The sequence below is a fragment of the Acidimicrobiia bacterium genome, assembly GCA_040880805.1.
Classification (GTDB): Bacteria; Actinomycetota; Acidimicrobiia; order IMCC26256; family DASPTH01; genus DASPTH01.
Genome location: JBBDHW010000039.1, coordinates 8817 through 27203 on the forward strand (window position 1 = coordinate 8817; position 18387 = coordinate 27203).

General features: G+C 69.2%; 19 protein-coding genes. 2 read left to right on the forward strand and 17 right to left on the reverse strand.

What is annotated here, in order from left to right; translation table 11 throughout:
* Window positions 1-109 precede the first annotated feature (109 nt).
* The gene (locus WD271_09995) at window positions 110-565 is read left to right on the forward strand and encodes a peroxiredoxin (protein MEX1008158.1); all 456 of its coding nucleotides are present in this window, start codon (window positions 110-112) and stop codon (window positions 563-565) included.
* A 15-nt stretch (window positions 566-580) separates the two neighbouring features.
* Here WD271_09995 and WD271_10000 read toward each other — a convergent pair whose 3' ends face one another.
* The 16 genes from WD271_10000 to WD271_10075 all read right to left on the reverse strand — a co-directional run bounded on the left by WD271_10000 (window position 581) and on the right by WD271_10075 (window position 14096).
* Complete coding sequence (locus tag WD271_10000) at window positions 581-1300, reverse strand: hypothetical protein (protein MEX1008159.1); 720 nt, start codon at window positions 1298-1300, stop codon at window positions 581-583.
* A gap of 21 nt (window positions 1301-1321) precedes the next feature.
* A complete protein-coding gene (locus WD271_10005) occupies window positions 1322-1996 on the reverse strand; it encodes an SRPBCC family protein (GenBank protein MEX1008160.1) in 675 nt (224 codons plus the stop codon).
* Entirely contained in the window at window positions 1993-2589 is a 597-nt protein-coding gene (locus WD271_10010; protein MEX1008161.1) for a nucleotidyltransferase family protein, read from the reverse strand. The genes WD271_10005 and WD271_10010 overlap by 4 nt, the downstream gene beginning before the upstream one ends.
* The gene (locus WD271_10015) at window positions 2586-2999 is read right to left on the reverse strand and encodes a PPOX class F420-dependent oxidoreductase (GenBank protein ID MEX1008162.1); all 414 of its coding nucleotides are present in this window, start codon (window positions 2997-2999) and stop codon (window positions 2586-2588) included. Before WD271_10015 ends, WD271_10010 begins: the two co-directional genes overlap by 4 nt.
* A 10-nt stretch (window positions 3000-3009) precedes the next feature.
* Window positions 3010-3762 carry a YebC/PmpR family DNA-binding transcriptional regulator gene (locus WD271_10020; protein MEX1008163.1) on the reverse strand — a complete coding sequence of 251 codons (753 nt, stop codon included), beginning with the start codon at window positions 3760-3762 and terminating at the stop codon, window positions 3010-3012.
* A complete protein-coding gene (pdxT, locus tag WD271_10025) occupies window positions 3759-4334 on the reverse strand; it encodes a pyridoxal 5'-phosphate synthase glutaminase subunit PdxT (GenBank protein ID MEX1008164.1) in 576 nt (191 codons plus the stop codon). The genes WD271_10020 and pdxT overlap by 4 nt, the downstream gene beginning before the upstream one ends.
* 19 nt (window positions 4335-4353) lie before the next feature.
* Complete coding sequence (gene pdxS / locus WD271_10030) at window positions 4354-5241, reverse strand: pyridoxal 5'-phosphate synthase lyase subunit PdxS (GenBank protein ID MEX1008165.1); 888 nt, start codon at window positions 5239-5241, stop codon at window positions 4354-4356.
* Between the two features lie 64 nt (window positions 5242-5305).
* Window positions 5306-6391 carry a DUF3048 domain-containing protein gene (locus tag WD271_10035; GenBank protein MEX1008166.1) on the reverse strand — a complete coding sequence of 362 codons (1086 nt, stop codon included), beginning with the start codon at window positions 6389-6391 and terminating at the stop codon, window positions 5306-5308.
* Window positions 6392-7306, reverse strand: coding sequence for a zinc metalloprotease HtpX (htpX, locus tag WD271_10040; protein ID MEX1008167.1), 915 nt, complete (start codon window positions 7304-7306; stop codon window positions 6392-6394).
* 49 nt (window positions 7307-7355) lie between these two features.
* Complete coding sequence (locus WD271_10045; protein ID MEX1008168.1) at window positions 7356-7910, reverse strand: LemA family protein; 555 nt, start codon at window positions 7908-7910, stop codon at window positions 7356-7358.
* Window positions 7907-8896: an inositol monophosphatase family protein gene (locus WD271_10050; GenBank protein ID MEX1008169.1), complete on the reverse strand. Its 990-nt coding sequence runs from the start codon at window positions 8894-8896 to the stop codon at window positions 7907-7909. The genes WD271_10045 and WD271_10050 overlap by 4 nt, the downstream gene beginning before the upstream one ends.
* Entirely contained in the window at window positions 8893-9981 is a 1089-nt protein-coding gene (locus tag WD271_10055) for a glycosyltransferase family 4 protein (protein ID MEX1008170.1), read from the reverse strand. The genes WD271_10050 and WD271_10055 overlap by 4 nt, the downstream gene beginning before the upstream one ends.
* Window positions 9982-10061: 80 nt before the next feature.
* The gene (locus WD271_10060; GenBank protein ID MEX1008171.1) at window positions 10062-11600 is read right to left on the reverse strand and encodes a signal peptidase I; all 1539 of its coding nucleotides are present in this window, start codon (window positions 11598-11600) and stop codon (window positions 10062-10064) included.
* 74 nt (window positions 11601-11674) lie between these two features.
* Entirely contained in the window at window positions 11675-12307 is a 633-nt protein-coding gene (locus WD271_10065) for a TasA family protein (GenBank protein MEX1008172.1), read from the reverse strand.
* Between the two features lie 167 nt (window positions 12308-12474).
* Complete coding sequence (locus WD271_10070) at window positions 12475-13452, reverse strand: phosphatidylinositol mannoside acyltransferase (protein ID MEX1008173.1); 978 nt, start codon at window positions 13450-13452, stop codon at window positions 12475-12477.
* Window positions 13380-14096, reverse strand: a complete 717-nt coding sequence (locus WD271_10075; protein MEX1008174.1) for a CDP-alcohol phosphatidyltransferase family protein — start codon at window positions 14094-14096, stop codon at window positions 13380-13382. Before WD271_10075 ends, WD271_10070 begins: the two co-directional genes overlap by 73 nt.
* A gap of 169 nt (window positions 14097-14265) precedes the next feature.
* On the opposite strand from WD271_10075, the gene fusA reads away from it, so the two are divergent.
* A complete protein-coding gene (gene fusA, locus WD271_10080) occupies window positions 14266-16299 on the forward strand; it encodes an elongation factor G (GenBank protein ID MEX1008175.1) in 2034 nt (677 codons plus the stop codon).
* A 73-nt stretch (window positions 16300-16372) separates the two neighbouring features.
* Here the strand turns inward: fusA and WD271_10085 are convergent, their stop codons facing one another.
* Window positions 16373-18343 (reverse strand): hypothetical protein, encoded by a 1971-nt coding sequence (locus WD271_10085; GenBank protein ID MEX1008176.1) that lies wholly within the window; start codon window positions 18341-18343, stop codon window positions 16373-16375.
* Window positions 18344-18387 lie beyond the last annotated feature (44 nt).

Below are 18387 nucleotides of genomic sequence, written 5' to 3' on the forward strand. Positions count from 1 at the left end.
AGGTTCGCGAGCCGAAGGCAGCACAACCGAGAGTGGAGCGACCGATGGATGTAGGAGCGCAACGGAGGTTCGCGAGCCGAAGGCAGCACAACCGAGAGTGGAGCGACCGATGGATGTAGGTGACGTCGCACCGAACTTCGAGCTGGCGGACGAGGACGGCAAGCAACGGCGACTGTCCGACGAGCTCACCAAGGGACCGGTCGTGCTCTTCTTCTACCCCAAGGCGTTGACCGGCGGGTGTACGAAGGAGAGCTGCCACTTCCGCGATCTGGCGGGAGAGTTCGCAGCGGTGGGGGCGCAGCGCATCGGGATCAGTGCCGACCCGGTCGAGCGCCAGAAGAAGTTCAGCGAGAAGCACTCGTTCGACTTCCCGCTGTTGTCGGATCCCGACCGCGCCGTCGCCAAGCAGCTGGGGGCGAAACGACCCGGGCCGATCATGAACAAGCGGGTCACGTTCGTCATCGACACCGACCGCCGCATCCTCGCCATCATCAACAGCGAGACGAACATGGACAAGCACGCCGACGAGGCACTGGCCGCCTTGTCGAAGCGCGCTGCCGCGTAGAGGCGCTGCGGCGGGTCAGCCCGGCTGGCGGTGTTGTTCGTAGTCGAACGGTTGCAGTGACACGAACGGCGCCGCGAACGCGGGAGTGATCGCCGCACCCTCCCACCGATCGGCGAGCACGCTACCGATCGGCTTCGCGACTCTCACCGGATCCTGGTCGAGATACAACACCGAAACGCTGTATCCGCTCTTGCTGAACTCGTCAGGCCGCAACGTGGTGGGCGCGAACGACCAGAGTCCCGCGACACCGTCGATCGCGAGCAGTGCTCGAACGTGGACTGGCGACCACCGCCCGCCTTCGTTCGCCGCGTCGACCCGCTCGATGACCAGATAGGCGCCGCGGTTCGGCCGGTACGGCACCACGTCGGCGGTGACGAGCGCGCTGGTCGCGGCGTGGGCTTCGACGGGTTCGCCACCGGAGACCAACCGATTGGGGAGACGCTCGGGGAACCGACCGATCTCGATCAGGTGGTCCCGAAGGGCGAAGAAGTCGTCGACGACCTGGGCGACGGGTTCGCCGAACAGGTAGTGCACCACGTGGTTGACCGGTTCGAAGCGTTCGGACTGCACCGCGCGGGTAGCGCGGCACTCGGGCGTGGACACCCAGCGCTGGCCAAAGAGCATTCCCGGGATCTCGTACTGCTGCGGCAAGTGGTCGAGGTGATGCCAGCGCAGGTAGCGCGAGTCGTCGCCGTCGGCCGAGCTCGCCGACAGCGAGAACACCCCGAGCTTCACGTTCACGACTGTCGCTCCGCTCTACGCGGCGCGCTGCCGCTTCTTGCGCTTGCGGCGCTTGCGGAGCGAGCGGAGGGTGAGGAGCGCAACGAGCACGATCAGGATCGGCACGACGCGCTTCGCCACCGCGTTGCCCGCCGTGTCGAGGAGGTCGACCGGCTGGGCCTCCGGCGAGTCGATCCTTCGGGGGCCCTCGGCCGAGGCCTCGGGTTGCGCCGCGTCCTCCGCGGGCGTGACCGGCGTTGCGCCGTTGCCGCTCAGTACGTCGCGCTCGAGGTTCGACGCGAACTGACCGAGCAGCTTTCCCGACACATCGGCCATCACTCCGCGACCGAACTGCGCGACCTTTCCGGTGATGTTGAGATCGGTGTCGATGTGCACGACCGTGCCACCGCCGTCGGGAGTGAGTGTGGCAGTGACGGTGGCCGAGGCGTTGCCCTGGCCGCGAGTGTCGCGACCTTCGGCCTTCAGCACCACCGTGTGGGACGACTCGTCGGCCTCCACGATGCGCGCGGCACCCTTGTACTGCGCGGTGATCGGCCCGACCTTCACTTTCACGATGCCGCGGTACTCGTCGCCCTCGATCTCCTGCAACTGCGCGCCCGGCATACACGGCGCGATGCGCTCGACGTCGAGCAGCACCTTCCACGCCTGGTCGACCGGCACGTCGACGCGGAACTCGTCCTCGATCTTCACTGGGGCTCCTCGTTGAGTTGTTCGAGATCCTCGGCAGTATCGACGTCGACGGCACTCCCGGTGTCCTCGCAGGGCACCTCGACCACGTCGTGCCGCTGCATCAGCCGGCGCGCTCCGACGTCACCTTCGAGTTCGTTGGCTTCGGCCCAGAGGCTACGCGCCAGGAGCACAGGATTGCCCCGCACTCCTGCATAGGTCGCGACCGCAAGCTGCGCGCCGTCCGCGTGAGCGGCGGCAAGGCGCCGGTAGGCCTCGGGCCCGACGCGAGGTTGGTCGGCCAGCCCGATGCAGACCGCGCTGACCTCTGCGTACGGTGCGATCGCTCCGAGCGCGGTGCGGAGGCTCGATGCGATCCCGGCGCGCCAGTGGCGGTTGTGCACCACGTCCACTCCCTGCGGCGCCGCGGCGGCGACGTGTCTCCCCTCGTATCCGGTGACGAGCCACACCGGATGCAGCCCCGACGCAACGGCTGCGTCGAGCGCCCACGAGACCAGCGGGCGATCGTGCAGCCGCGCCAGTGGCTTCACGGCGTCACCGAGCCGTGACCCGCGGCCGGCCGCGAGGATCGCGATCGCGACCCCGGGTCCGCTCACCCGTGGACGTCGGGGCCGGCGCGCTCGATGGTGACGCGGATCAGCACGCGTCGCTCGCGTTCCATCGCGGCTCGGTAGTCGTCCCAGTCGGGATGCTCGCCCGCAGTGCTGCGGTAATAGTCGACCAGCGGCTCCATCGCCTCCGGGAGCACGAGAATCTCGGCGGTGCCGTCGATCTGTATCCACTGCCCTGCCCAGCCGTCGTCGGGCAGGATGCACAACGAGACGCGCGGGTCGCGCCGTACGTTCTTGGTCTTGGCCGCCGTCTCGCGCGTGCTCACGATCGCGCGTCCGTCGTTGTCGACGTTGCAGGCCACGATCGACATCTGCGGCGCCCCGTCGGCGCGGCGGGTGGCCATCACCGCGCGGTGATGCTCGCCGATGAACGCGCGTGCGTCGTCGAGGTCCATCAGGCAGACATCAGGCGTAGACCGCCTGGAGCACGTCGTCGGGGATGTCGAAGTTGGCGTAGACGTTCTGCACGTCGTCATGCTCCTCGAGCGCGTCGATGACGCGCAGCACCGACTTGGCGTGCGGCGCGTCGCCGAGTGCCACCGTGCTGGACGGCAGCATCGTGAGGTCGGCGCTCGTCACCGCGATCCCTGCTTCGTCGAGCGCGGTGCGTACCGCGTGCAGATCGGTGGAACCAGTGGTGATCTGCCAGGTGTCGCCCTGGTCCTCGATGTCCTCCGCGCCCGCGTCGAGCGCGGCAAGCATGAGGTCGTCCTCCGACGCAGCGGACTTCTCGAGGATGACCACACCCTTGCGCTCGAACTGCCACGCGACCGCCCCCGGCTCGGCCAGCGAGCCGCCGTTGCGCGTGAAGATGTTCTTGATGTCGGCTCCCGTGCGGTTGCGATTGTCGGTGAGCACCTCGACGTACACCGCGACACCATTGGTGGCATAGCCCTCGTAGTTGATGGTCTCGTAGGTGACGCCTTCGAGCTCGCCCGTGCCGCGCTTGATCGCGCGCTCGATGTTGTCCTTGGGCATCGACGCGTCGCGCGCCTTCTGGATCATCGTGCGTAGCGTGGGATTCGCCTCGGCGTCACCCCCGCCGTCGCGCGCCGCAACCTCGATCTGGCGAGCGAGGCGCGCGAAGGCCTTGCCGCGCGCCGCGTCGGCCGCGCCTTTCGCGTGCTTGATCGAATGCCATTTGCTGTGACCACTCACGAGGCCACCTCCTCGAGGAACAGCTGATGGAGTCGGAGATCACCCGACAGCTCCGGGTGGAAGCTCGAGACCCACACTGGGCCCGAGCGCAACAGGACCGGGACGCCGTCGTGCGACGACAGCACGTCAGTGCCGGGTCCCACCGATTCGACGAGCGGCGCACGGATGAACACGCCCGGGAACGGTCCCCCGGCGAGGCCGATCACGTCAAGCTGCGCTTCGAACGAGTCGCGCTGTCGCCCGTAGCCGTTGCGCCGCACCGCAATGTCGATCGCTCCGAACGACTGTTGGTCGGGACGACCGTCGAGCACCTCGGTGGCGAGCAGGATCATCCCGGCGCACGTGCCGAGCACCGGGAGCTCGTCGGCGAGCAGCGCGCTGAGCGACGCGCGCAGCTCCGACGAGTCGAGCAGCTTGCTCATCGTGGTGGACTCACCGCCGGGCAGGACCAACGCGTCGAGCGCGCCGAGCTCTTCGGGCGTACGCACAGCGACTGCTTCGACGCCGAGCGCGTCGAGGACCTCACGATGCTCGCGAAACGCCCCCTGCAGCGCGAGGACGCCGACTTTCACCTGGAGGCCTCGCAGCCATCTACCAACCCCGATCGGCGAGCTTGACGTCGAGGGAGTCGCTCTCCTCGCCGCGCATCGCGTCGCCGAGGCCGCGCGACACCTTCGCGACGATCGCGGCATCGTTGAAGTGGGTGGTGGCTTCGACGATGGCCTTCGCGCGCGGCGCGGGATCCGAGCTCTTGAAGATCCCGCTGCCCACGAACACGGCCTGCGCCCCGAGCTGCATCACGAGGGCGGCGTCGGCGGGAGTGGCGATCCCTCCGGCGCAGAACAGCGGCACCGGCAGTTCGCCCCGTTCGGCAACCTCCTGCACCAGGTCGATCGGCGCGCGCAGTTCCTTCGCCCAGCCGAACAGCTCCGCCGAATCGGCGATGGTGAGCTTCTTGATGTCGCCGAGGACCGAGCGCAGGTGGTGGACGGCCACCGAGACGTCGCCGGTGCCCGCCTCCCCCTTCGATCGGATCATGCACGCGCCCTCGCTGATGCGCCGCAGGGCCTCGCCGAGGTTGGTGGCACCGCACACGAACGGCACGGTGAAGGCCCACTTGTCGACGTGGTGCGCGTCGTCGGCCGGGGTCAGCACCTCGCTCTCGTCGATGTAGTCGACGCCGAGCGCTTCGAGCACCTGGGCCTCCGCGAAGTGGCCGATCCGGCACTTCGCCATCACGGGGACGGTGACGGCGGCCTGGATCCCCTCGATCATCGCGGGGTCGCTCATGCGGGCGACGCCACCGTCGCGCCGGATGTCGGCGGGCACCCGCTCGAGCGCCATCACCGCGACCGCGCCGGCGTCTTCGGCGATCGTGGCCTGGTCGGCGGTGACGACGTCCATGATCACGCCGCCACGCAGCATCTCGGCGAGCCCGCGCTTGACGCGTGCAGTGCCCGTTTCCCTCGGCTGTGCCATGCGCCCCACTGTACCGGGCGGCCTCCGTCTTCCCGGTGGGTTCGCCGTGGCCGCCGGCTCAGGGTCATCCCGGCGCGGGCGACTCCACGTCGACCGCGTAGCCGACGGGCAGGATCTCCACCCAGGTACGGCCCGGGCGCAGGAGGATGGGCTGACCGTTCGCGTCGACGTAGTGCGCGGGCTGCTCCCGGTCGGGCCGGATCCAGCGTCCCGTGCGCACCCGGCCGTCGGTGAAGACCCACACATCACCCTCACCCACGGTCTGTCCGTTCGCCACGCCGTCGTACTGCGTGAACTGCACCACGACGTTCGTCGGCGCGACCTGATTGCCGCCGACGACGAGGTGCGGCTGGCCGTGCTGGAACCGCTTCCACGTACCCGAGTCGGCATCCCAGTTGTACGACACGTCGAACTCGCCGAGGAACCCGACGCGCATGCTCGCGACCGGCTGACCGAGGTCCGAGTCGGGCGGCGGTGGCACTCCCGTTGGTGCGTACTGGAACAACGGAGGCGGCGGCTTCGGGTCACCGTCGAGCGCGAAGAGCTGCGGGCCGTGGCCGTACAGGTTGTGCGGCGATTGGCGCGGCGGCTGCCCAGGGGCGTCGCGCTCCATCGCCGCGGCACCGTTCGCGACGGCGGCGTTGTTGTCGACGGCGTGTACCGGCGCGGCGTTGATCGCGGCAACCGGATCGGCGGCGCCACCCGAATAGGCGAAGATGCCGTGGATCGGCCAGACGATGTCGGGATCCTGCAGTCGCACCGAACGCACCGGGCCGATGGTCTCGGGCGCGGTCGAGTTGAAGATGGCGACGAAACGCGTGATGTTACCCTCGACCTCTTCCTCGTAGACCACGTCGGCCTGATCGAGCGCGGCTTGCGGTCGCGCGTCCGGATGGTTCTCGACCTTCACCGCGAGCGCGGGGCGCCGCTGGCTGTCGCCCGAGGGATCCGGCAGCCCGGTGAGCGGCGCGATCGGCGGAGGCGGCGCGGTGCTCGGCACGACCGTGGTACCGGCGCCCCGAGTTGTGGATGTGGCGGCGGCCTTCGACTCACTGCCGCCTCCGCCCGCGAGCGCCACACCGATGGCGGCGCCGCCGACCACGAGCAGCGCAACGACGACGACGATCGCCACCTTGCCTCGTTGCGTCACCTACATCTCCTGGAGCCGCTTGATCCGGTCCTCGAGCGGCGGGTGCGTGTCGAACAGGTTGTTGAAGCGCGAGCGTGCGTCCTTCTTGTCTCCGCCTGGCTCCAGCGGCTGCTCGATCCACATCTGGGCGGTGGCCTTCGTCGCGTGGTGTACGACCGCCTGGTCGCCGCGCAACTTCTCGAGCGCGGAGATCAGCCCCGGTGGATAGCGCGTGAGCTGCACGCCGCTCGCGTCGGCGAGGTACTCACGGTTCCGGCTCATCGCGAACTGCATCGCGTAGCCGACGAACGGCGCGAGCACGAGGAGCGCCAGCGAGAGCAGCGCGAGGATGCCCCCGAGGCCACCGGAGTCGTTGCTGTCGCGCCGCGAACCACTGAGCCCACCCCAGAACGCGAAGCGCAAGCCGATGTCGGCGATGAGTGCGATCGCCCCCACCGCGATGACGGCGACGGTCGTGACCAGGATGTCGTAGTTCTTGACGTGCGACAGTTCGTGGGCGAGCACGCCCTCGAGCTCGACGCGGTTCATCTTCTCGAGCAGGCCGGTGGTGACGGCAACCGCCGCGTGCTTGGGGTTCCGGCCGGTCGCGAACGCGTTCGGCGCGGGGTCGTCGACCACGTAGAGCCGCGGTTTCGGGAGCCCGGCGGCGATGCACAGGCCCTCGACGAGATTGTGGTACCGGCGGTACTCGGTCTCGTCGGCCGGCTTGGCATGGCTCGCGGCAAGGGCGACCTTGTCGGAGTTGTAGTACGAGAAGAGCGCCATCGCGGCGGCGATGATCACGATGATCACGAGGCCGGCCACCCCACCGCCGAACAGGATGTTGAACGCGACCGCGACCGCCATCACGAGCCCGACGAACCCGAACAGGATCACGAACGTTCGGCGCTTGTTGCGCGCGATCTGCTCATACATGGGGTATCCGACCGGAGGCGCGGCGGGGCGCCGCTACAACTTCATCTGGCTAGAACTGCACCTGGACCGGCTCGGTGTCCTCGGGCGCAGCGTCGAAGAGCTCGCGCCGGTCGAAGTTGAAGGTGTTGGCGAGGATCACCGTGGGGAACTGCTGGATCTTCGTGTTGTAGCTCACGACGCTGTCGTTGTAGAACTGCCGCGCGTAGGCGATGCGGTCCTCCGTGGACGTGAGCTCCTCCTGCAAGTTGAGGAAGTTCTGGTTGGCCTTGAGGTCGGGGTACGCCTCCGCCACCGCGAACAGGCTCTTGAGCGCGCCGCTGAGCACGTTCTCCGCCTGGGCCTGCTGCCCGGGTCCCTGCGCGTTGATCGCGTTGGCGCGGGCGTTGGTGACGGCTTCGAACGTGCCCCGCTCGTGGGCGGCGTAGCCCTTCACCGTCTCGACCAGGTTTGGGATGAGGTCGTGGCGGCGCTTGAGCTGCACGTCGATCTGCGACCAGGCGCCGTCGACCCGGTTCCGCCGCTTGACCAGGCCGTTGTACCCGAGCATGAGCCACAACAGCGCCAGGACGACGAGCACGCCGATCACGATCCAGACGACGGTCATAGCCCGATGATAGGACCCGGCTCGCGGCCGACTGCGTCACGGAGACGGTCAATTCCGCGATCGACGGCGGCGAGCAGCAACGCGTGCAGCTCCCGGCTCGCCGCCCCGAGCACCGCGAGGCCGTGGGCCCGTGACGACCCGATGGCGGGATGGTCGTCGAGTGGGCGGCCGTCGGCATGGGTCACCACGCCACCCGCCTCCTGCACGATCAGCGTCGCCGCCGCCACGTCATACGGGAAGTTCGTGCAGACCGAGCCCTCCCCCACTGCGAGAAACGCCGCCTCGGTCGACGGCACCTCGTCGGCGATGCGGCGGCCGACGTCGACGTAGGCGTCGAGCTGACCGGTCGCGATGCGCGTGAGATTGAACGCGGCCGAGCCCAGGTCGAAATACCCGCCGCCCATGCTCGAACCGTCGACGAGCTCCTCGAGCACCACGCTGGTCGGGACCAGTGGACGACCCCGCAAGCCCGCGGTCCAGAACAGCGCGCCGAGCTCGGTGTTGGCCGACGGTGCGAGCGGCACTGCCGATCCGGTCGAGGTCTCACCGCGCGCGCCACCGTCGCGCGAGGCGAAGAACCGCGCGCCCGTCTTGAGCTCGTGCACGACACCGAACGAGACGTCACCGAGACGCGCGTCTTCCGACGGCGGCACGACCGCGATCGACACGCAGCACGACTCGAGCCCGGCCGCCGCGGGGCGGGTGCCGTCGATCGGGTCGATCACGAAGAAAGCCCGCGGCTGACCGAACGTGACGAGCCCGCGATCCTCCGAGTAGAAGCCCACGTCGCCGGCAGCCTCGAGCTGCTGCTCCACCACACGCTCGGCAATCTCGTCGATGTGCAGCGTGGCATCACCGCCCGGGGCACGGCCAACGCGCAACCGCGCGACCGCGGTACCGAGGAGCTGATACACCGCGTCGCGTACCGACGACGCCACCGACGCGGCGAGCGCGTCAAGGTCGCCGAGCTCGGGAGCGGGGCTCACGACACTCGGTCGAGCGCGTCGGGATCGGCGAGCGCCCGCTCGTAGATCCCGACGAACTGCTGCGCGATCCGGTCCATCGAGAACTCGTCCGCGCGTGTGCGCCCCGCTGCGACCAGCATCTCGCGGCGCGGCCGGTCGTCGAGCACGGCCCTCAGCGCGCGGGCGAGGTCGTCGGCGTCTCCCGGCTTCACGAGGAGCGCCTCGCGCTCGTGACGCGCGACGTCGCGGTAGCCGTCGATATCGGACGCGACCACCGTCGCGCCGGCCGCCATCGCCTCCAGCAGGACGATGCCGAACGACTCGCCTTCGATCGCAGGGAAGCACGCCACCGTCGCGCTGCGGAGTCGGGTCGCCTTCTCGTCGTCGGAGATGCGACCCAGCCACTCGACGGACGGAACGCCCCGCGCGCTCAGCTTCTCGCGCTGCGGACCGTCACCGCCGATCCAGAGCACCGCGTCCCGGTCGAGCTCCGCAAACGCGTCGATCAGCGCCGGTACCCCCTTTCGCGGCTCGAGGCGGCCGACGAAGAAGATCGCGGGTCGAGTGGGGAGGAGCGTGTCACCCTTCGCGAAGCGGTCGACCTCTACACCGTTGGGCACGATCTCGCACTCGGTGCCGAACGTGAGCGCGACTTGTCGCGCGGCCTGGTCGGAGACCGCGGTCGCGAGCGTGAGCCGGCGCATGAGCGGACGCAGTGGAGAGCGCAGCGTCTGGTACCAGGGATTTCGTCCCGCCCGCGCCGAGTGGAACGTGCCGACCGCGGGGATCGTGGTGCCCACGAGCGCGGCGTGGTTCGCGCCGGGCGAGAAGGGCTCGTGCAGGTGTACGACGTCGGGCTCGAAGCTGCGCAGCGCTTCGATCGTGCGCCGCGCGACGGCGCGCCCCGCGGCCACCGGAGCGACCGAACCGTTGCTCGGGAAACGTGTGCTCGGCCCGACCGTGGTGATGCCCGGCTCGGGAGGTGGGCCGTCGCACGGCGCAATGATCCGGGCGTCCACGCCCAGCGCGCGCAGCGCGCGCGCCAGGCCGAGGACCTGGGCCTGCACCCCGCCGAACAACGACAGCGAGTACGGGCACGACAGCATCACGCGCACGCGCGCATCCCTCCCATGGGCAGATCATCGCATCGGAGTCGGTGCGCGCGCACTTACCGGTCGCACTACGGCTACGAGGTGCCGTCCTTGAGCGCGAGGTAATGGTAGGTGGCGTTGAGGGTGTTGACCTGGGCGTTCGTGCCGATCTGGAACCCGTCGCCCTCGAGCGCCTGGATGCGGTCGGCGTTGCTGGCCGTTGCACCCCAGAACAAGGACACGTCGCCGGTCGCGGAGGCGGGCCGCCAGGTCGCCTGGTTTGAGGTGTCGCGCTTGACCCACACGAGAGCGGGCCCGAACCCGACTCCGGGGATCGATCGGTTGTCGCTCGCGTCCCCGAGGTAGGTGCCTTGCTTCACGTTGGTTCCTGCCTTCCACGCCAGGTAGTGGAACGTGGTCCCGGACTCGTTCGTCGCGGCGTTCGACCCGATCTGGAAGCCGTCCGACTCGAGGGCCTGGATACGGTTGGTGAACTGGGAGGTCCCGTCGAGCGGGAACGACGCGTCGCCCGCCAAGCTGCTCGGCCGCACCGTGGAGTCGTTACCGTCGCCGATCGTGAGGACCCAGGCCGGCGCGAACCCGACTCCTGTGATGGAGCGGTTATCGGTGCCGTCCCCGAGGTAGGACCCGACTTTGAAGTCGCTGCCGGTCTGCAGCGCGACCCAGTGATAGGTGCGGCTCGATCCGCCGTTCACCTTGGTGTCCGTTCCCAGCGTGAAGCCGTCGGCGTCGAGCGACTGCACGCCGTCCGACATCAGGGCGCTGGTAGCACCGAGCACCTTCGACGCGTCGCCGACCATCGTGCTCGTCCTCCCCATGCCTGCGAGACCACACGTGCACTTGACGAAGACTGCGTCGGGCCGGAACCCGACCCCAGTGATGGCGCGGTTGTCGTTGGCGTCACCGACGTACGTCCCGGTCGCGAGTCGCATGACGAAGACCGCACTCGCCGTCCACGCGTTGCCGCTGTTGCCGGTAGTCGCCGTGAAGAGCGCACCCGCGGTGAGTGGTATGGCGGCGACCGTGCCGATGATCGTCAGCACGACGACAAGGGGAAGAACCGGGCGCATGCGCCGGAGTCGGGCTTGTGCTCCGGCGCGCGGCCGCCTTGGCGGATCGTCATCGTGTCGCAGCGCGAACCGCGCGCACCACAGGGCAAGCGCGAGACCGAGCGCGAGGAGCGCGAGTTTGCTCCATTCGCCGGCCCGAGCCCACGCCGTCGGGAGACCGGCCAGGGGCACGATCATGCGGCCCACACCGACGACCTGCGCCTTGCGGAGCGGCGTCGAGTCCGCGTTGGGGTTGGCGTCCCCCGCCGTCAGGTATGTGCTGTCGGCGGACCGGGACCGCACGCGATGGGCGATGAGCCCGGGCCCCGATGGGTTCCGGAACACCACGATCGCCCCCGCTTCCAGCCTGGAGCCGTCGAAGGGGGCCGCGACGACCAGGTCGCCGGCTCGTATCGAAGGCTGCATCGATCCCGAGGTAACCGCGACGGCCTTCCACCCGAGCACGACGGGGGGACCGACAGCGAGCACGGCCAGCCACGTCACTGTGAAGACGACGAAGAGACCGACGTGGCCGAGACACAAGCGAAGCCGTGTTGCCTGCACGCTCCTCACCTTGACGGCCAACGTGATCTCCTGTGGACGGTGAGGCCGGCCCCGGCCCCACTGACGCGAACGTGCTAGTTGTTCTGCGCTTCCCAGGTAAAGGTCGCCGTGGCGGTCTTGCTCTGCGCGGAGTTGTTGTCCTGCAACGTGACGGTGAAGCGATAGCTCTTCGTGGTGGGGTTCGTCGCCCCCGCGAAGCCGCCAAGACCCGTGCTGAAGTCTGTGTAGGACGTCCCGAAGCTCGCGAGCGTGCTGTTGAACAGGTTCGACGAGAGCGAAAAACCGGTGCAACTCGCCGTGGCCCCACCCGTCGTGCCGGTGCCGATGTCGACCGTCGTGTTCAGATAGGTGGCGAGGCCGGTTCCGGCGATCGACCCGTAGAGTTTGACGTCCGCGGTCAGGCTGCCGGTGTACGTGACGTTGATGCACTTCGTTGCCGTGTCGCCGGGCGTCATGTTCGACACGTTGAACATGACGCTCGCGCTGTCGTCGTCAGCGAGCGCCACCGAGCCCGCCGACCACGAGTTCGGCCCGTTGGTCGTGCTCGCGTTGAAGGCCGCCTGGGAGCTCACGATCACGAGTCCACCCACCACCGCGAGGGCCGCCAGCAGGCTGACGAGGCGGGCGATGCTCGAGCCGCCCGAAGGGAGGCGCGGGAGGCCCCGCGGGCCGGCAACCGACGAACCGGAAGCCACCAATCTGGACATTTCGGTACCTCCTGGGCAACTCGCAAACGACTCGACGCAACTCTTCGACGCCCTGAGGGCCCGACTGAAGACAAAGTCGGGACGGTCCGACGCCCTGCGAGGGCCCACGGGCGCACGAGGTTGGACTGCCGCCTCAACCCCAAGCGTGCGGCAGCGGCCCGATGCGCCTACAGGTGGTCGCCCGATGTCCGATCACTGGGCCAGTTGGGTTGCATGAGGTGCCAGTGCTCGGGCTCGGCGCGGATGAGCGTTTCGAAGCGGTGCGCGACCTCCTGGGTCACGCGGGCGACGTCGGCACGGAAGCGGCCGGTGCGCGCGGTGTCGATCGGAGCGAGGATCCGAATCTCGTGGTTGCCATGCGGGCGGAAGTAGCACCCCGCGGGACAGAGCGGCGCGCCGGCCCGCAGCGCGAGCGCAGCCGGTCCCGCGGGGAGCGTGGTGCGCTCGCCGAGGAACTCCACCTCGACGCCGTCGCCCGTGAGGTCGCGATCACACAGGAGGCACACCGCCTCGTTGGCGCGCAGTGCGCGCAGCACCTCAGCTCCTGCGGTCGGTGACAGCGGGATGACGCGCATACCGAGCCGGCGACGCGTCTCGACGAACCAGTCGAAGAGCTGCGGTGGGTCGAGGGGCTCGGCGACGACGGTGACCGTGTAGCCCTGCCCGGCGAGCCACGCGCCCGCGAAGTCCCAGTTGCCGAGGTGCGGCAGCGCGAGCACCAGGCCGTTGCCCGCCGCCATTGCGGCGGCGATGTGCTCCCTGCCCGTGAAGTGCGTGTGCGCGTCGATCCACGCCTTCGGCGTGCCCGGGAGCCGGAAGAGCTCGTAGTAGTAGCGCCCGTACGAGTCGAACGTCGCGGCCACCGCGCGGCGGAGCGCGAGACCGCCGAAACCAGGCCCGTACGCGCGCCGGAGATTGCGCTCGACCTGCTTCGTGCGCGCTCCCATGAACCCCACGCCCACGAGTTGCGCGAGACCACGCGCCATGGGGGCACCGACCGGCTGCGGAATCCGTCGTGCTACCTCGGCTCCGGCTCGGTACGCGAGGTATGCGCCGCGCGCGGCCGCCACCGTCAGGTGCGAGGCGTGGCGGAGCCGCGGCGGTCGCCGCGCGCTTCGAGGCGTGGCCGGCGCGCGGCCCACCACTGGGCGAGCGTCCCGGCCCGCGGCTCGTCGCCGCTCGACGCGCGCAGGTGCCGCGCGCGCCGAGTGGGTTCGGGCGATGCCTGCCGCCAGACCTTCACGAAGCGCTGCACTGCGGTGACCGCCGTGAGCGCGAGCATCAGCCACAGCACCGGGACGAGGATGTTGAGGGCGAGGCCGACGCCGAGCAGCACCATCCGTTCGGCGCGCTCCATGAGGCCGCCACGGGCGACGAAGCCGAGCGACTCCGCCCTCGCCCGCTCGTAGGTGATGAGCATCGACAGCGCGAGCACCGCCATCACCAGCACCGGCAGCCGAGGATCCTCGTCGGCGAGGTACCAGGCGACGCCCACGAAGATCGCGGCGTCCGCGACGCGGTCGCACACGGAGTCGAAGAACGCCCCGCGCGGACCGGCGCGACCGCTGCTGCGGGCGACCGACCCGTCGAGGATGTCGGGGACGCCGGTGAGGATCACCCCGATCACACCGAGCACGAGATGGCCGTCGGCGATCGCGAAGGCAGTGGCGACTGCGAGGACGAGACCGATGATGGTGAGGCCGTCGGCGCTGATGCCGACACGATGGAGACCCTGACCGACCGGTTCGAGCCCTCGCTCGACCTTGGCGCGCCAGCGTCCGTCGAGCATGGGATCGAGGGTACCACCAGCCCTCTACCACGACGGCCCTCCCGCCGGCGCTGCCGCTCGACGACGGAGGCCCACTCGACGAACCCCATGGCCCGGCGACACCGGAAGGGGGCCCGCGTAGACTCTGCAGCCATTCACCATCGCTCCGGGTGGTGGCGACTCTGTGGGGGTGGCGGTGCCGGCCAAGACGTACCCGACGGACAAGCTTCGCAACGTCGCTCTGGTGGGCCACGGCGGATCGGGAAAGACGTCGCTCACGGAGGCGTTGTTGTTCGTCACCGGCACGATCCCTCGCCAGGGCCGGGTCGAGGACGGTACCACCACCACCGACTTCGACCCCGAGGAAGCCCGCCGCCGGATCTCGGTCTCGCTCGGGATCGCTCCCTTCGAGCACGAGGGCTGCAAGATCAACGTGCTCGACGCGCCGGGATACGCCGACTTCGTGAGCGACGTCGCCGCCGCGCTGCGCGCAGCCGACCTTGTGATCTTCGTCGTGTCGGCGGTCGAGGGTGTCGAAGTGCAGACCGAGGTGGTCTGGCGCATGGCGGGCGAGCTCGGACTCCCCCGCGCATTCTTCGTGAACAAGCTCGACCGCGAGCGCGCGTCGTTCTCCCGCACCCTCGACCAGCTCAAGGACAAGTTCGGCGCGGGCGTCGCGCCACTGCAACTCCCGATCGGCGAGGAAGCCGACTTCCACGGGATCGTCGAGCTGCTCGACGACACCGCGGTGCTCTACTCCGACAGCAGTGGCAAGGGCACGAGCGGTCCGGTTCCGCCCGAGATGGAAACGGAGGAGCACAGCATCCACGACGCGCTCGTCGAAGGCATCGTCGTCGGTGACGACGACCTCATGGAGCGCTACCTCTCCGACGAGCCGATCGACACGACCGAGCTCGCGGGCGCGCTCGCGCTGGGGGTCGCTTCGGGATCCGTGTACCCGGTGCTCTGCGGAAGCGCGACGAAGGCCATCGGTGTCGACCGTCTCGCGCACTTCATCGCAACCGAGGGCCCGCCGCCGCAAGCGGACGAGGGTCAACCCGTCGCGTTCGTGTTCAAAACGATCGTCGATCCGTACGTCGGGCGGGTGAACCTGTTCAAGGTGCTCCAGGGCACGGTGAAGGCGGACGCGTCGCTGGTGAACGGGCGCACGATGGCGGAGGAACGGCTCCATCAGCTCACGCTCATGCGCGGCAAGGAGCAAGAACCGGTGTCCGGGGTGACCGCCGGCGACATCGCCGCGGTTGCGAAGCTCAACGACACGACCACCGGCGACGTGCTCGGCGCGCGCGGTGCCGAGCTCGAGGTCGCGCCGTTCGACGCGCCGCAGCCGGTGCTCGCGGTTGCGATCCGCGCGAAGTCGAAGGGCGACGAGGACAAGCTCGCGAACGCGCTGCATCGCCTGCTCGACGAAGACCCCGCGCTGCAACTCGAGCGCAACGCGGAGACCCACCAGACGTTGCTGTGGGCGATGGGCGAGACGCACCTCGGGATCGCGATCGAGCGGCTCCAGCGCAAGTTCGGCGTGGAGGTCGAGAGCGAAGCCGTGAAGGTCGCCTACCGAGAGACGATCACGAGCAACGCGGAAGCCGAAGGTAGGTACAAGAAGCAGACCGGCGGGCACGGACAGTTCGGCGTCGCGTTCGTGCGCGTCGAGCCGCTCGAGCGCGGAGCCGGATTCGAGTTCGACGACAAGATCGTGGGTGGCGCGATCCCCCGCCAGTTCATCCCCGCGGTCGAGAAGGGCGTGCACGAGACGATGGACCAGGGCGGCGTGTTCGGCTTCCCCGTCGTCGACGTGAGGGTCACGTGCTTCGACGGCAAGTACCACGCGGTCGACTCGTCGGAGATGAGCTTCAAGATGGCCGGCTCGCTCGGGTTCAAGGAGGCGATGGCGAAAGCGTCCCCGATCCTGCTCGAGCCCGTGAGCGAGCTCGTCGTGATCGCACCCGAAGCGAACCAGGGCGACATCATGGGCGACCTCAACTCGAAGCGCGGGCGCATCCAGGGATCGGCCGCGATGGGCAAGGGCGAGGTCGAGATCGTGGCGCTCGTGCCAACGTCGGAGATCCTGCGCTACGCGATCGACCTGCGCTCGATGACCGGCGGGCGTGGCCGGTTCTCGATGCAGCACTCGCACTACGACCCCGTGCCCGCCCACCTCGTCGACAAGCTCAAGCCGAAGGCAGACACGGCAAAGGTCTGAGCCTCGACCGCCCCTTCGCGCGATCCGGCGACCCTGCTTCCGGGGTTCGGCGCGTACCTGCTCACCCGGGGTCTCACCGACCTATCGCCGGATCGTCGGACGCGCGTTCGCTTCGGTCTCGCAGCGCCTGCTCCCGTAACCGCCGAACCCCCGCGGGGCCCAGCCGCTCCGACAGGTCGCGCGCGTAGGGGCGGAGATCCCAGAACGCGAGCTCGCCGTCACGGCTCACGACCGGCTGCTCCCCGAGCTCGGCCGCGATGTCGTCGGGCGACGGCTCGCCCGATCGGAACGTGCTGCCGAGGTCGTACACGAGGCCGCCGAAGCCGACCGCGGCGACCCGGTCGAGCATCGGGCCGACCGACAACCGTGCGGTGCTCGGCTGCCAGTCGGCTTCGCGTCCGAGCACCCCGCCCCAGCTCCACCGCAACGAGTCACTGTGCACGTAGCCGCGAACGAGGTCGTACGGACCCAGGTTGCCGGTGAGTGGCGCTTCGGGGAAATACCGGTACGGGAGTTCGAAGACGGCGGCTCCCGCCGGCAGCGCACGTTCCACGCGCGCGACGAAGGCAGCGTCACTGACCCAGCGCGCCGCGGTCGCGTCGTAGTCGGGGATCGCCGCCGGCGACACCTGGTCGAGTATCCCGAACACGAGGATCACACCGAGCCCGAGCGCGACCACCGGTACCCGCCACGGGCGATCGGGCACGCGCCGACAGATCCAGTCGAGCCCGTACGCGACGGCGGTGAACGCGAAGAAGGCGAGAAACACCGAGATGCGGTTCCACGAGCGGAGCTCACGGATACCGATCCCGAACACGAGCAACGAGAAGCCGCTGATCACTCCCATGACGATCGCGGTGACGGTGAGAACCCCCATGCTGCGGATCGCGTCCGCAGGCGGCGGGACCGGGCCCGCAGCATCGGCGTCGTTCGCGGCGGCGCCCTCCGGGTCGCTGCGGCGATCGCGACGGATGTTGACGAGCAACGCCACGAGCACTCCGGCGAAACCCACCGCGCCGATGATGCCGAGCTGCTGGCCCCGTTCACTGGTCGTCGGGGTCTTCTTGGTGCTCTGCGCCTGCACGTCGGCGAGCGCCTCCACCCGGTGTCGTTCGACCGGCAGGGCGAGCTGTGCGAGCTTCAGCCCTTCGAACTCGGTCTCGCTCGCACTGCGATGGACAACCGCGGTGTCCTGACCGTGCACCACCGTGTACACGAGCGTCGGGGCGAGATTGAACAAGCCGACGACCGCGATCGCAGCGACCGCGATCGCGCCGGATACGAGGACCTGGCGCCGGCGGCGCGCGATGAAGTCGACCAGGGCCAGGACGACGAGAAGGAGGAGAGTGAACCCCGCGTAGTACGCGCCCGACGACGCGGTGACGACGCACGCGAGCAACCACAGCAGTCCGGAGCGGTCACCGAGCCGCACGCGCCAGCCCGAGCCGTCGTCGCGCTCCGCGACGAACGGGGGCCGCGCCGACACGACCCGCAGCACGAGATACCCGGCTAATGGTACGACCCAGTACGCGGAGAGAAAGAGGTGCGGGACGCCGCGCGCGAAATGGTAGGGCAGGTAGGAATAGAGGAGGGCGACGACCGCCGCGACCCCCCGGGACACTCCGAGCGCGCGCAACACCAGCAACATCGACACCGCGACCGCGAGAAAGGTGAGGACGTAGAAGATGTTCACCGTCGCGCCGACGCTGCCGGTCACCGTGCCGAGCACCTTGAGCCCGACGAGGTTGAGGTTGTCGAGGCCCACCGGGAAGTCGAAGAGCTGCTGGTCGAACGGCGCGCCGAGGTCGGGGTTCGTGATGAACCACGCGTGGTCGATCCCGCCCTTCGCGAGCATCTGATAGAAGGGCGCGTCGGGCTCGAAGGAGTAAATGGCGCGATCGCCGCGCACATACGCGAGAGGAACGTCGACGTCGGCGTTCCACAGCTCGAGCACCGGCACGAGGATCGCGAGCGCAGCGACGGCTACGAGCACCGCGTCGAGCAGCAGGATACGGCCTCGGCTCGTTCCTTCCGGCCGGTTCACGAGGGCACAGTAATCGTCTCGCATGACGCGGTCGCGTCACGCGA

What these genes read in the sequence shown, in the direction of transcription:
- WD271_10075 (MEX1008174.1), bottom strand. Translation starts at nt 14,096, where the DNA reads ATGCTCGACGGACGCTGGCGCGCCAAGGTCGAGCGAGGGCTCGAACCG.
- WD271_10045 (MEX1008168.1), bottom strand. Translation starts at nt 7,910, where the DNA reads ATGACCGTCGTCTGGATCGTGATCGGCGTGCTCGTCGTCCTGGCGCTG.
- WD271_09995 (MEX1008158.1), top strand. Translation starts at nt 110, where the DNA reads ATGGATGTAGGTGACGTCGCACCGAACTTCGAGCTGGCGGACGAGGAC.
- WD271_10055 (MEX1008170.1), bottom strand. Translation starts at nt 9,981, where the DNA reads ATGCTGTCGTGCCCGTACTCGCTGTCGTTGTTCGGCGGGGTGCAGGCC.
- pdxS (MEX1008165.1), bottom strand. Translation starts at nt 5,241, where the DNA reads ATGGCACAGCCGAGGGAAACGGGCACTGCACGCGTCAAGCGCGGGCTC.
- WD271_10015 (MEX1008162.1), bottom strand. Translation starts at nt 2,999, where the DNA reads ATGGACCTCGACGACGCACGCGCGTTCATCGGCGAGCATCACCGCGCG.
- WD271_10065 (MEX1008172.1), bottom strand. Translation starts at nt 12,307, where the DNA reads ATGTCCAGATTGGTGGCTTCCGGTTCGTCGGTTGCCGGCCCGCGGGGC.
- htpX (MEX1008167.1), bottom strand. Translation starts at nt 7,306, where the DNA reads ATGTATGAGCAGATCGCGCGCAACAAGCGCCGAACGTTCGTGATCCTG.